At 49.5% G+C, this 14,320-nt stretch carries 12 protein-coding genes; 3 read left to right on the top strand and 9 right to left on the bottom strand.

The annotated features are described in order from the left end of the window. Positions 1–2 precede the first annotated feature (2 nt). Positions 3–281 carry an HPr family phosphocarrier protein gene (locus ACN0UN_RS03085; protein ID WP_417658686.1) on the top strand — a complete coding sequence of 93 codons (279 nt, stop codon included), beginning with the start codon at positions 3–5 and terminating at the stop codon, positions 279–281. A 36-nt stretch (positions 282–317) separates the two neighbouring features. Further along, a complete protein-coding gene (mgtE, locus tag ACN0UN_RS03080) occupies positions 318–1,679 on the top strand; it encodes a magnesium transporter (protein ID WP_128352182.1) in 1,362 nt (453 codons plus the stop codon). Here the strand turns inward: mgtE and pmbA are convergent. Further along, entirely contained in the window at positions 1,676–3,022 is a 1,347-nt protein-coding gene (gene pmbA, locus ACN0UN_RS03075; protein ID WP_417658685.1) for a metalloprotease PmbA, read from the bottom strand. The two genes, mgtE and pmbA, sit on opposite strands and share 4 nt — an antisense overlap. 179 nt (positions 3,023–3,201) lie before the next feature. Between pmbA and yjgA the strand changes: the two genes are divergently transcribed. Then, positions 3,202–3,705: a ribosome biogenesis factor YjgA gene (gene yjgA / locus ACN0UN_RS03070; RefSeq protein WP_417658684.1), complete on the top strand. Its 504-nt coding sequence runs from the start codon at positions 3,202–3,204 to the stop codon at positions 3,703–3,705. On the opposite strand, the gene tldD is transcribed toward yjgA, so the two are convergent. Genes tldD through ACN0UN_RS03030 form a run of 8 tightly spaced genes read right to left on the bottom strand, consistent with a single transcriptional unit; the run spans position 3,702 to position 14,298 of the window. Beyond that, complete coding sequence (tldD, locus tag ACN0UN_RS03065) at positions 3,702–5,147, bottom strand: metalloprotease TldD (protein WP_417658683.1); 1,446 nt, start codon at positions 5,145–5,147, stop codon at positions 3,702–3,704. The two genes, yjgA and tldD, sit on opposite strands and share 4 nt — an antisense overlap. Further along, positions 5,122–6,003 carry a carbon-nitrogen hydrolase family protein gene (locus ACN0UN_RS03060; RefSeq protein WP_417658682.1) on the bottom strand — a complete coding sequence of 294 codons (882 nt, stop codon included), beginning with the start codon at positions 6,001–6,003 and terminating at the stop codon, positions 5,122–5,124. The genes tldD and ACN0UN_RS03060 overlap by 26 nt, the downstream gene beginning before the upstream one ends. Continuing rightward, a complete protein-coding gene (locus tag ACN0UN_RS03055) occupies positions 5,897–9,868 on the bottom strand; it encodes a YhdP family protein (protein ID WP_417658681.1) in 3,972 nt (1,323 codons plus the stop codon). The genes ACN0UN_RS03060 and ACN0UN_RS03055 overlap by 107 nt, the downstream gene beginning before the upstream one ends. Positions 9,869–9,870: 2 nt before the next feature. After that, positions 9,871–11,340 carry a ribonuclease G gene (gene rng / locus ACN0UN_RS03050; RefSeq protein ID WP_417658680.1) on the bottom strand — a complete coding sequence of 490 codons (1,470 nt, stop codon included), beginning with the start codon at positions 11,338–11,340 and terminating at the stop codon, positions 9,871–9,873. After that, positions 11,337–11,912: a Maf family protein gene (locus tag ACN0UN_RS03045; RefSeq protein ID WP_417658679.1), complete on the bottom strand. Its 576-nt coding sequence runs from the start codon at positions 11,910–11,912 to the stop codon at positions 11,337–11,339. Before ACN0UN_RS03045 ends, rng begins: the two co-directional genes overlap by 4 nt. Next, positions 11,902–12,384, bottom strand: a complete 483-nt coding sequence (gene mreD / locus ACN0UN_RS03040) for a rod shape-determining protein MreD (RefSeq protein WP_417658678.1) — start codon at positions 12,382–12,384, stop codon at positions 11,902–11,904. The genes ACN0UN_RS03045 and mreD overlap by 11 nt, the downstream gene beginning before the upstream one ends. After that, a complete protein-coding gene (gene mreC / locus ACN0UN_RS03035; protein WP_417658677.1) occupies positions 12,374–13,246 on the bottom strand; it encodes a rod shape-determining protein MreC in 873 nt (290 codons plus the stop codon). The genes mreD and mreC overlap by 11 nt, the downstream gene beginning before the upstream one ends. An 8-nt stretch (positions 13,247–13,254) precedes the next feature. Then, positions 13,255–14,298 carry a rod shape-determining protein gene (locus tag ACN0UN_RS03030; RefSeq protein ID WP_417658676.1) on the bottom strand — a complete coding sequence of 348 codons (1,044 nt, stop codon included), beginning with the start codon at positions 14,296–14,298 and terminating at the stop codon, positions 13,255–13,257. Between the last annotated feature and the right edge of the window lie 22 nt (positions 14,299–14,320).

Below are 14,320 nucleotides of genomic sequence, written 5' to 3'. Positions count from 1 at the left end.
TTGTGAGTGAGGTTATCCGTCGCACAGTGACAATCCGGAATAAATTGGGTTTACACGCTCGTGCAGCCACCAAATTAGCCAAACTTTCTCATCAATTCGATGCCAAAGTGACTATTGTACAAGGCGATCAACACGTTGATGCCTCCAGTGTGATGTGTTTGCTGCTGCTAGCCAGTGGGCAAGGGCGTGAAATTGACGTGGTTGCCGAGGGTAAAGATGCGCTCGTTGCAGTGGATGCCATTGCAAACTTAATTGAATCACGCTTTGATGAAGCGCAATGATGCGGTAAACTTCTCATATTACTGGGAGTTTATCGTATGCTAGCTGAAGTTGCCGACAAAGAATTTGCCGAACAACGTATTCAGGAAGTTTCTGAATCGTTAGCCCGTGGCATGTATGTGCAGGCCCGGCGTCAGCTGCATAACCTTCCAGCATGGGATGTCGCACTCCTACTCGAATCCTCACCGCCTAAAGCACGTGCCATTATTTGGCAGTTGGTCGATGCCGAAGAGCATGGTGACATTCTCGAAGAACTCTCCGAAGAAGTTCAAAAATCCGTTATCCGCCAAATGGCGCCAGAGAAGCTGGCCGCTGCTACCGAGGGCATGGATACCGATGACCTTGCCTACGTTCTTCGTGGCCTTCCTGAGCAGGTCTATCAAGAAGTTCTGAAGTCGATGGACGAGCAAGATCGGCATCGTGCCGAGCAAGCGCTCTCCTACGCCGAAGAAACTGCCGGCGGTATGATGAACACCGATACCATCACCTTACGTCCCGACGTAAGCATCGATGTGGTATTGCGTTATTTGCGCCTAAAAGGCGAGCTACCTGAAGCAACCGATAAATTGTACGTGGTGGATCGTGATGACAAGTTCATTGGCGAAATAGGAATTACACGGCTACTAACCGTTGATCCAGCCAAATATGTTAACGAAGTCATGGATCAAGACATTCAGGGCATTCCGGTTGAAATGGATGAAACTGAAGTCGCAAAACTGTTTGAACGGCAAGATTGGATATCGGCACCGGTTATCGATGCTGAAAACCGCCTTCTCGGTCGTATCACCATCGATGACGTGGTAGATATTATCCGTGAAGACGCACAACATTCCATGTTGAGCATGGCCGGTTTAGACGACGATGAGGATACCTTTGCACCGGTATTAAAAAGTACCCGTCGTCGCAGTATTTGGTTAGGTGTGAATTTGCTGACCGCACTGCTTGCCGCCGCTGTTAGCTCCATGTTTGAAGATATCTTGGCGCAGATGGCGATTCTTGCCATCCTCAACACCATTGTGCCGAGTATGGGCGGTATTGCTGGCTCACAAACACTCACGTTGGTTATACGTGGTATGGCGCTTGGGCATATTGGTGCCAGTAACCAACGCTGGTTAATTGGCAAGGAATTAGCGATTGGCGCACTCAATGGTGTGATTTGGGCCGTGCTGATTGCCGGTGTGATTGCGATTTGGAAACAAGATTTAGTTATCGGCGGTATTATCGCATTTGCGATGATGGCGAACTTGCTCGCAGCTGGCCTAGCCGGTGTTACAGTGCCGTTAATATTGAAGAAGTTCAATATTGACCCAGCCCTTGCGGGCGGGGTCATTCTGACTACCGTGACAGACGTTGTGGGTATCTTTGCATTCTTAGGTACGGCAACCCTACTGCTCGGTTAAACACCGGCAATACGCATTTCCTCTAACAATACCGAGCCGGTGCGCACACCATGACGCATGTCTACATCTCCGGCAATTGCCACAATGTTCTGCAACATGTCTTTTAAGTTACCCGCTATCGTAATTTCTTCTACCGGATACTGTATTTCGCCATTTTCAATCCAGAACCCTGCAGCACCACGTGAATAGTCGCCGTTGACGATGTTTACGCCTTGCCCCATAAGTTCTGTAACCAATAATCCCGTACCCATCTGCTTGCATAGCGCAGCGAGGTCGTCCACTTGCGTGTTGACTTCCCAGGTATGAATGCCACCAGCATGGCCAGTTGGCTGCATATTTAATTTGCGTGCCGAATAACTGGTTAACAAGTAGGTTTGCAAAATGCCGTCGGCAACGATCTCGCGATTATGGGTGGCAAGGCCCTCATGATCAAACGGGCTGCTAGCCAATGCACCAGCTAAATGCGGGCGCTCGGTAATGGTTAGCCATTCAGGAAGTACCTGCTTACCTAAATGATCCACCAGGAAGCTCGATTTACGGTATAGGCTGCCACCGCTAATACCCGCAACTAAATGACCGAATAAGCTATTCGCCACGTCTGCACGGAAGATGATAGGTACTTTTGCAGTCGCTATCTTTTTAGAATCTAAACGCGAAATTGTTGCATCTACGGCATCCTTGGCGACGTATTCAGGTGACCACAAGTCGTCCCGATTGCGCGCAACGGTGTAGCTGTAATCGCGCTGCATGGCATCGCCACTTTTTGCAATCAGCGCACAGCTTAAACTATGGCGAGACTGTAAGTAACCAGCAACAAACCCATGACTATTGCCATATACACGATAGCCAACATGACTGCTGTAGCCAGCTCCATCTGAGTTTACGATGCGCGGATCAAGCTGCAAGGCATGTTGTTCACAAGCAAGCGCTTGCTCTAGGGCAAACTCTGCACTCTGATCGGCCGGGTGACACAAGTCCAAATCTGGAATCTCGGTGGCCATGAGCTCGGCAGGCGCCAGCCCCGCATAAGGATCCGCAGAAGTGAAACGAGCAATGTCATTTGCTTTTTCAACAGCGGCGCGAATCGCCTTAGCGGTTAAATCGGTCGTTGATGCTGAGCCTTTTTGCTGACCACGAAACACGGTGATTCCAAGTGCGCCATCTTGATTGAACTCAACAGTCTCAACTTCTCCCAAACGCGTGCCAACGTTGATTCCACTGCTGCGGCTAATTGCACATTCAGAAGCACTCACACCAAGTTTATTTGCATACTTGATGGCATCCGCTACTGCTTCTTCAACGTCGTGAAGTTCGATGCTTAGTTCTTTGATATCCGGAATCATTACTTCTCCTGTCAAACCTTAAGGCGTTATTCGCTGCTCGTTATTCGTCCGTTGCGCTGTTCGTCCGTGCTGCGCACGAATAACCAATAACGATTAACGAATAACGAATAACCAATATCGTTTTTGTATTTATAACTCGTGTTCAGGTACAATTCGCTCGAAAACACAGAGGCGACCCCATGACCGAATTTGAGCACGACGACGATCTTGTCAGTAAATCAGAACTAAAACGCGCAGCCGAGGCTCAACAGCAACTCGGCGAGCAACTTGTTACCTTGTCAGAAGGTAAGCTGGCCAAGATTCCTCTCGACGAAGAGTTACTCGACGCGATTCATCTGGCACAACGCATTCGTAATACGCGTGAAGGTTATCGTCGTCAATTGCAGCTTATCGGTAAAATGATGCGCCATCGCGACACCGCACCCATACAGCAAGCATTGGCTGAGTTGGAAAATGCTCATAACGAACAAAGTGCATTGTTCCACCAGTTGGAAAAATATCGCGACAGTATTTTAGCCAGCGGCGACGAAGCAATTCAGCAGTTTATTGATAGCTACCCGAATGCTGATCGCCAAAAGCTACGTCAGTTTTATCGCCAAGCCAATAAGCAAGCGCAACAAGGTAAATCACCTGCCGCTGCGCGCGAATTATTCAAATATTTACGTGAGGTGGTCACCCTTTAATCGGTGCCACCTACGGTTAATGCATCTAATTTGAGCGTCGGTTGGCCAACACCAACCGGCACACTCTGACCGTCTTTACCACACACGCCCACACCTTGATCGAGTTCTAAATCACGACCGACCATGGAAACTTGACGCATCGCGTCGGGCCCATTACCAATGAGCGTAGCCCCTTTAATTGGCGCAGTAATTTTACCGTCTTCAATTAAGTAAGCCTCTGACGCCGAAAACACAAATTTTCCCGACGTGATATCTACTTGACCGCCAGCAAAATGCGGCGCGTAAATACCGCGCTTTACACTGCCAATAATCTCTTGCGGATCATGTTCACCCGCCAGCATGTAGGTATTCGTCATGCGTGGCATGGGCAAGTGCGCGTAGCTTTCGCGGCGGCCGTTACCGGTTGGGCTAACACCCATTAATCTGGCGTTCATTTTATCTTGCATATAGCCAACTAAACGGCCTTTCTCAATCAATACATTGTAGCCAGATTCTGTACCTTCATCGTCAATGGCAAGCGATCCACGACGATCATTGATGGTGCCATCGTCAACAATGGTGCACAGCTCAGAGGCAACCATTTCACCTATTTTGCCGGCATAGGCGGATGCGCCTTTGCGGTTAAAGTCACCTTCCAGCCCGTGGCCCACCGCTTCGTGAAGCAATACCCCAGGCCAGCCTGCGCCAAGCACGACCGGCATTGTTCCCGCGGGTGCGGGCCGGGCCTCAAGATTGACCAAAGCTTGTCGAACGGCTTCGTCGGCAAATGTCTTCCAGCGCGGTTTTTCACCGATGGCTTGCACGAAATAATGATAGTCAACACGCGCGCCGCCGCCTGCACTACCACGCTCACGACGACCATCGTGTTCCACCAGTACCGTACAATTCACCCGAACTAAGGGGCGTATGTCCGTCGCAAAGGTGCCGTCAGTTGCGGCAACCAGCACTTCGTCATAGCTACCGCTAATGCTCGCAATAACTTCGACCACGCGAGAATCCAAACTGCGTGCATAGGCGTCAATTTCACGCAACAGATCAATTTTTGCTTGTTCATTTAAGCTCGCTAACGGATTCACCGCTGCGTAGCGCTTAATATGTGGCGCCTGAGTAAACGCACAGACTTGCTTATTTGCCCCCGCCAAACTGATACCGCGAGCTGCCGCCGCTGCTTTCTGAAGTGCGTGCGGCGAAATGTCGTCCGCATAGGCAAACCCTGTTTTTTCGCCATGTACTGCGCGCACGCCAAGGCCAGCTTCAATATGGAAGCTCCCTTCTTTAACAATTCCGTCTTCGAGCACCCAGGATTCGTTAATACTGCTTTGCAGATAGATATCCGCAAAGTCGATATCACCTGTATATAAGGTTGCCAATGATGTATGCAGAGCATCACGGTCAAGACCATGATGCTTGAGGAGATTATCTTGTACGCTCTGTGCTTGCATGAAGAACCTTATTACTGCGTTTAAAGTGGTCCGCTACCGGAATGTCTTGTCGAATTTTGTGAATTTCATCGACAGCCACCAGCGCCGTCGCGAAACTCGGTTTCGTCTGTTCTGTTTCAGCTAATATGCGGCCCCACGCGTCAATTACAAGCGCGTGACCGAAAGTTTGGCGGCCATTCTCATGTTCGCCTGCTTGGGCGGCTGCAACCATAAAACATTGCTGCTCAATAGCGCGTGCGCGGGTTAACACGTGCCAGTGCGCAGCACCGGTCACTTGCGTAAATGCTGAAGGCAATAGCAGGATGTCCGCGCCAGCGCTTCGCAACGCCCGAAACAGCTCTGGAAAACGCACATCATAACATACCGCCAACCCCAATGTGCCAAACTCAGTGGCCACAGTAACCACCTCAGTGCCAGCTTCAGTCCAGTTGGATTCGCGGTAGCTACGCGTATTATCCGCAACATCGACATCGAATAGATGTATTTTATTATACCGGGCAACGCACTTGCCGTGCGGGTTATAGACAAGACTTGCGGCGTAGAATTTATTGTCGTCTGGATGATTAACTAACGGAATGGTGCCACCGACCAGCCACACGTTGTAACGGCGCGCAAGTTCAGCGAGGCCCTCTTGCATCGGCCCCTGATTTGGCAATTCTGCCAACTCACGCTGACGTTGGTCGCTCGCCCCGAAACATAGGCAAGCCTCAGGCAAGACAACCAATTGTGGACGGTGTTCGGGTAGCCGCTTAAGTAGCGTCTCGATTGTTTGAAGATTCTGACTCGGTTGCGGGCTGCTGGTCATTTGCAGCGCCGTCATTTGTACCTGCTTCAGGTTCTGCTGATTCTGTGTCATTGCGCACCTCCGGTGGAATTGGCGCGTCGCGACTGTCACGCGCAACTTCTTCAATGGTCGGCTCGTCCATGGTGCCAGATATTTTATATTCGAGCCGACTGATTACTTTAGCATCGTGCAACATACGATCAATGACCAGCGCTGCAAGGCCAGATGGCGGATTAATCATCCATGCCAAAATTACCGGCAGACTGGAGGTAACTTTCGGCACAAATTGAAGATCATAGTTAAGCGTACGCGTCATCAAATTCGTTTGCCCTTTAACTTCCATATCGCCCGCGGCACCATTAAGTTCGGTATTATTGGTGTTTACGATGCCATTTACGATGTTAAAGTCGCCACTAAAATTGGTATAAAACAGTCCGTTTGCAAACACATCTCGAAAGTCAAAGCGTAGCTTGCGCAGAATACTATCGAGACTCAGCAATGAAAACAATCGAGCCCCGCGGTCACTCACTTCGTTGAGATACCCCTGGCCCAGTCGCCAGCCAACGGTGCCATTAAGTGATGCCGCTTCAAAATTCTGCGGTGCTCCCAAATAGCTTAGGTCAAACGTGATTCTGGCTTCGCTGTCACGCACCATTGAAGTAAATTCATAGTTCTCGAGAAATTCACCAAAGTCGGGCGAGGTAAACTCACCGAAAATTCGTGTTTGTGGGTGTTGCGTGCTCGTTTCAAGAGCCCAACTGCCTTCTGCGGTAATGGTGTGATTTCTGTGCTGCGCCTTAAAGTTAACCAGTTTTAACAGGTTACTTTCGCCACTTAAATGTAAATCAACTTCCCCCAATTCATAGGGCCCATAGCGGCAACGTTTACATTGCAGATAAATATCCGGCAGGTGGTTAAAGTCTTTGGGAGATTGTGCAATTTTCTCAGCAACAGTACTCGCGTCATCAAGAACCTTTGCTGCTGAATTGCTGGTTCCCAATTCAAGGAACTCTGCATTCAACCGCAATTCGGCTTTGCGAGTCTCACCCTCCGCAGTTGCACGCGGCGCTGGCACGAATAACGCATCGCTGAGCATTTGCGCCGACTCGATGCGCGCATTCCAACCACGCTCAGCTGGCCAAGCGACCATAACAAGATCTGTCAACTGGTTGTCATTAAAATACACCCGTGGGCTAATTAGCTGAATATAATCAGGCTGCAATAAACTGGCGAGTTGTGTTTCACCGGCACCTTCTGGGATAAGCTGCTGAAGCTGTTCGTAGGTGTCAGACCAATGCTCAACATCAGCTTCTGGCAAGTTTACGTCGACCGTAAACACTGGATTCAGCCGAACCACATTTGGGTTAGGTGACTGACTGAACGATGGCCCAACGCGCGCGTAGCCAGTTTGGAGTTGCTCGCCTTTGCCGTCAAATTGCAGTTCAACGAGCACATGCTCACCCAGTTCGGCATTTACCAAAATACTGTCTTGGCTGCCGGAAACTAATAATTCGAGCTCTTGCGGCTGGCCTGTCTCTTTATTTAAGGGCGCAGGGGCATTCACTGCAACGCCATCAACATTTGCCGTTTGCTGCCAACGAAACGAGTAACCACCTTGTTTAGGTAGGCTTAAATTAAACGTGGCGTTCCAGGGCATTTGCCCTGCAACAAGTGGTTCGAATTCTTGTAACGCCCAGTTCCCTGATGCTGTTACATCCACAAAATAGTCGTTCTCGCGCTGGCTACTATTTAGTGTTATCGCGACGGGGAAGTCGCGCCACTGCATTGAAAGTTGCTCTGCTGTTATAACATCATTGCGAAAATCAACACGACCGCTAACGTCGGTAAACGTCTCTTTAAGGCTACGCACCGCAAGTTCGTTACCTTGCAACTCCGCAAATCCCTCAGCAATGACTTGAGCATCTTTTTTGAGTGGTATCGTCAGTTGCAGTTGGCTGGTTAACGGGCCACGCAATTGCAGTTCAGCAAAGGTAGCGCCTAAACTGTTTGCTAACGGGCTATCGTCAAACACGGGCTTTAGCTCTTTCGCGTCACCGGCAATATCAGCCCGAATATCCAAGTACGCATTTTCACCCGCTAAGATGTCTGGCAATACCACATCAGCACGGTTTATTTGTACATTACCGAGCTGACCGTTTTCAGCAACAATATGCATGCGCTCATTACGGAAATTGATAACCGTATTCGCATCATAAACCGGGCGCCAATTCGGCTGGAACTTGTAATTCAGTTCACTTAAGCGCGCCCGCGCTTCGAACGCGCCCTGCTCATCGTGATACGGAAAGCGCTTCAAATCACCGCGCCATACCATCGCGATTTCTTGCGCTTGCCCGCCTTGAATAGCAACAGACAAATAGTCATGCAATTTATCGCCCATGACAACGGGTAAACTATTACGCAGGGTTTCGGCCGAAATGGCTGCATCGTTTAAGCTTCGCGCTACGGCATTTACATAGATTGAATCTTCCGTAGGCTTAAGCGTTGCAGCCAGCCCAATCGGGAACCCGTCCAAATGCAACTCGCTGGTCGGATCCACGCGTAACTGCCAATCACCATCGCCGTACCAAGCAAAATCACCCGACAGTGCCAATTTTGGCAACGCCCAAGGGTCATCATAGTCTAATGCCACGCTATTAAACGCGGCGTTAACGCCGTCGAGTCGCCATGCGACGCGTTCACCAGCACCATAGAGTCGCAGGTTGACATTCGAAAGCCCTGGCACGCCACCAAATTGGCCCCAACTCAGCGCTTCACCGCTGGCTGACCAACGCATAGGCCCTTTTAATTGGTTTTCGAACACCACATCAATCACCCCCTGTGCGTCGCGATCAGCAAGCTGATTGCTCACCGCGGCACCTTGGCTACCAAGCAAGTTGAGTAACTCCAACATCGGCGGCAACGGAATGTCATTCGCACTAATTGCCGTGCTTGTGGGGGTTTGCTCCCAGCTAAATGTGGGGAGTACCCAACTGCGCTGGTTGTGTTCAATAGTTATCGGATTTGAATTAACGCGCCAGCCATTTTCATAGGGGCGCAACTTGAGCTCCCCGCCAGGTACACGCAGTTGGTGAGTTTGCTCGCCCACCTGCCATACCAAGGCTTGCTCACCGAGCTGTAACAAACCGTCGGTGAATTGATTTTGCTGAAAGTTCAACCAAAGTTTGTAGTTGAACTCTGCATTTTTAATTTGTGTATCAATAACCTGTTGCTGCACCCAAGGGGTAATATTTAATTTATTTGCAGCAACATAAACTTGCCCACCCAGTGAGTGTGCATCACTACCTTGCACATCAATAATGACATCAAGGGTATTATCGGAAACATCTGAAAATACCAGCTTTCCTACACCTTGGTGGCGTTTGTTTTGGTTGTTCCAGCGCAGCTCCTGAATATCTATTGCGCGAGTCACCCCAATTAAATTAACCAGTTCAAGCGTACTTTCGGTTACCTGAATATAATCCAGTTGATTTAAGAGTAATGAGGTTAAGTTGTCCGACAAGGTCAAGTCGGTTGCATCATCACTACCGTAGCTGTCACGCAGGTCGTAATGGATTCGCATGGCATCCAATTGCACCCGTTCGAACTGAAGGCTAACTGTGCTGGCACTGCTCCAAAAATTGATATGCACTCGAGCTTCGCCAATTTCAACACGAGTGGCCTTGGTCGCATCAGGGCGCACCACAAGCTCATGCAATATCAGTTCGGGGCCCGCACGGCTCCAGTCCGCACTGATTTGTGCAAGGCTTACTTCAATGGCATAGCGGTTACTTAGAAAGGTTTCAACCTGGTGGGTTACATCTGGCAACTGCGGCAGTAAATACCGTAACCCACTAATAAATAGCGCAAACAGCACCAGCACTACTGCAATGCTATACAGTAGGGTTCTGTAAATAAACCCAAATGCCTGACGCGCCATAGTTACATCATTACCACATCAAACTGCTCTTGATTGTACAAAGGCTCAACCAGTACTTTGACTTGTTTACCTATGAACACTTCAAGCTCAGCCAGAGCATGTGATTCCTCGTTAAGCAGCATTTCGGTGACCGCCGCCGACGCATAGACCACAAAATGATCAGCAGCATAAGCACGGTTAACCCGCACAATTTCACGCATTACCTCATAACACACCGTTTCAATGGTCTTCATCGACCCACGCCCGCCACATACCGGGCACTCTGAGCACAGTACGTGCTCCAGGCTTTCCCGGGTACGTTTTCGCGTCATTTCAACCAAACCCAATGACGTGAAACCGTTGATTGACGTTTTCGCGCGATCTTTGCCCAGCGCCTGCTCAAGACTGTGGAGCACACGCCGACGATGATCCGCGTTTTGCATATCAATGAAGTCGATAATAATAATACCACCGAGGTTACGCAGCCGAAGTTGTCGTGCAATGGCCTGTGTCGCCTCGGTGTTGGTATTAAAAATGGTCTCTTCCAGATTGCGATGCCCAACGAAACCACCAGTGTTGATATCAATGGTGGTCATTGCCTCAGTTTGGTCGATAATGATGGACCCACCCGACTTGAGTTCAACCTTGCGATCAAGCGCACGTTGAACTTCATTTTCAACATCGAATAAGTCGAATATTGGTCGTTCACCACTGTAGTATTCCAACGCGTCACTAAGCTCAGGAATAAATTCTTTCACAAACTCATTAAGTAAGTCATAAGTAACCCGCGAGTCAACGCGAATGCGTTCAATTTGTTCACCGACGAAGTCGCGCAGTATGCGACATGATAGATTTAAGTCTTCATACACCAAGCCGATTTTGCGCATGCCTTTACGTCGGGATTGGATGGTGTCCCATAAGCGCCGTAAAAATTTAGCATCACGCTGTAATTCATCATCCGCGGCACCTTCCGCTGCGGTGCGAACAATAAAACCACTGTCGCCATCACAATAGGGCAACGCAGCTTTTTTTAAGCGGTCGCGTTCTTGCTCGTCTTCAATGCGCTGCGAAATGCCCACATGGGGCGATTGCGGCATCAAAACCATGTAGCGCGACGGAATAGTAATATCCGTCGTTAGGCGGGCACCTTTAGTGCCAAGAGGATCTTTCACCACTTGCACCAGAATCTGCTGCCCTGGGCGCACCAGCTGTGCAATATCTGCCGTCGCGAGTGTACCGTGCGCAATGTCTTCGGCTTGCTCCAACTGCGTGACGATATCCGATGCATGCAAAAAAGCGGCTTTGTCTAAGCCGATATCAATAAAGGCTGCCTGCATTCCAGGCAACACGCGTGATACCTTGCCAACATAGATGTTTCCAACAAGCCCGCGTTTGGCTTGCCGCTCAATATGTATCTCTTGCAAAATGCCGTTTTCAATTAAAGCAACCCGAGTTTCTGTGGGCGTGACGTTCATCAATATTTCTGCACTCATGCGCGCCCCTCAATGGTTTGTATTAACTGTTCGGTTTCGTACATGGGTAATCCCACCACGGCGAAATAGCTACCTTCCAGATGCGTCACAAACTTCGACGCCCGACCTTGAATACCATACCCACCGGCTTTATCCTGCGGCTCACCAGTGTGCCAATAAGCCTCAATTTCAGTGTCTGACAAGGCTTTAAAGGTAACGTTTGCACGACTCACTACAACGTCTTCAATAGAATGTAGCACCCCAGCAACCGCTGTCACTGCCTGATGTGTGTTATCTGAGAGCATAGTCATCATGCTCACAAAATGTTTATAGTCTTGTGGTTTCTCGAGCACTTCGTTGCCACATACCACAATTGTGTCGGCACCAAGCACTAACGTGCCTGCCTCACACAATGTTGCGCCTGCCCGTGCTTTGCTGAGCGCCAAGCGCTGTACATACGCTAACGGCGTTTCACCCGGTTGAATCTGCTCAGGAACCTGCGGCCGTACCACAGAAAATGGCCGGTCTAGCAGTTGCAACAACTCAAAACGGCGCGGTGAGCCTGATGCCAGTGCTAGTGCCTTAGCGGACAAGGTAATGTCTCCGATATTTACGTAAAATCAAATACACCCAAGGCCAAGCTATGGCTGATGAAATCACTGGATATAAGTAAGAGCCATGAAACATTGCACCGTTCAGTGCATGTTCAAGTTCATATACCAACACCCGTTTTACCAATACTAACACTGCAACGACTAAAGCTTGTTGGGTAAGCGAGTAATTACGAATACGTTGAAAGTGTCGAATAGCGGGATACGCCATAATCAATAACGCGGTCGCATAAATACCAAACACTGAGCCCATTAAAATGTCGGCAATTAAACCGAGAATAAGTACGGTACCCATGCCAACGCGATGCGGTAATGCCATGACCCAATAAATAATCACCAGACTTAACCAATCTGGCCGCCAAGCTTCTAAAAAGGCAGGCATTGGCATAACCATGAGCACTAACGCCACCAGATAACTTACTAAGAGAGGCAGCAGTCCAGATTTAATCCACATTATCTGAGCCCTCTTTATCATCATAAACTGGTTGTTCTGTTGCGCTGCTTGGCCATAGCAACAACACCGTTCGAATACGATCTAGTTGCGCAAATGGTTGTGCAACTACGCGTGCATACTGCAAGCGCTCGTCACGATCAAATTCGATAATTTCTGCAACCGGATACCCCTCGGGAAATACCCCGCCCAAGCCGGACGACACCAGCTTATCGCCAACTTCAAGCTCACTCGAGTGCGGTATAAATAGAAGCTCAAGCCGTTGCAAGTCGCCTGTGCCGCGCGCGAGCACACGAATGTCGTTACGTTCTGCACGCAGAGAAATGGCATGACTTTGATCAGAGATGAGTAGTACGCGCGCGGTGCCGCGACCAACGCTTAAGATTTGTCCCACAATGCCACGGTTATCGAGCACTGGCTGCCCTTCGTAAACACCGTTGGCACTGCCCTTGTTAATAACCACTTGATGGGAAAACGGGTCGGTTGCCACCGCCACCACTTCGGCGGCCATGCGGCGACTTGTCTCTCGCACTTCCGAATCCAGCAATTGCCGTAATCGGTCGTTTTCATTTTCTAAAAAGTTTAAACGTTGAACAGCCATTTGCAGCTCTTGCAGCTCTTGCTTTAAGGCTGTGTTTTCTTCGCGTAACGTGGTTCGCGTTGTGGACAAGTAAACTAAACGGTCAAGCACTTCTTCAGGCAGCACAGCGAGGTATTGAACGGGAGCAACAAGGGTGGATAAAAACGAACGCACCGGCTGCATGGTATTCAGCCGGTGGTCTAAGAACATCACTGTGGCAGCGCAAATAAGCGCCAGCACCAGTCTTGTGAGAAGGCTGGGCCCTCGATCAAATAGCGACTTCATGGTGTCGCTTACTCATAACTGAACAGGTCACCGCCGTGCATGTCGATCATTTCGAGTGCTTTACCACCGCCACGAGCAACACAAGTCAGCGGGTCATCAGCAACAATTACTGGAATTCCAGTTTCTTCCATCAATAAGCGATCAAGGTCACGCAATAATGCGCCACCACCCGTAAGTACCATACCGCGTTCAGAAATGTCGGACGCAAGCTCTGGTGGTGATTGCTCTAAGGCAACCATGACGGCACTTACAATACCCATTAACGGTTCTTGTAATGCTTCTAAAATTTCGTTGCTGTTCAGGATGAATGAGCGCGGCACACCTTCAGCAAGGTTACGACCACGCACTTCAATTTCGCGAACTTCTTCACCTGGGAACGCCGAGCCAATTTCATGCTTAATTCGTTCAGCTGTGGCTTCACCGATTAATGAACCAAAGTTACGGCGTATATAATTAACAATGGCTTCATCAAATTTGTCGCCACCAATACGAACCGACGAAGAATACACCACACCGTTTAACGAGATAATCGCGACTTCCGTGGTACCACCACCAATATCTACCACCATAGAACCCGTTGGCTCTGATACAGGTAACCCTGCACCAATTGCGGCAGCCATTGGTTCGTCAATCAAATAGACTTCGCGTGCGCCAGCACCAAGAGCTGATTCACGAATGGCACGGCGCTCAACTTGCGTTGACCCACACGGCACACAAACTAAAACGCGCGGACTTGGACGAAAGTAATGGCTGTCGTGCACTTTCTTAATGAAATGCTGCAACATTTTCTCTGTTACATAAAAATCAGCAATCACGCCGTCTTTCATCGGCCGGATAGCTTTAATGTTACCCGGCGTACGACCCAACATTTGTTTCGCCGCGTGACCGACTGCAGCCACACTCTTCGGGCCGCCTGAGCGCTCTTGTCGAATCGCCACTACTGAAGGTTCGTTCAGCACGATGCCTTCGTCTTTAACGTAAATAAGTGTGTTTGCTGTACCCAAGTCGATCGATAGATCGTTTGAGAAGATGCCGCGTAACTTCTTAAACATGAGGGGATGTTCCCTTACTCGT

The sequence above is a fragment of the Pseudidiomarina sp. genome (assembly GCF_048267825.1).
Lineage (GTDB): Bacteria > Pseudomonadota > Gammaproteobacteria > Enterobacterales > Alteromonadaceae > Pseudidiomarina.
This window is presented reverse-complemented; position numbering and strand designations above follow the sequence as displayed.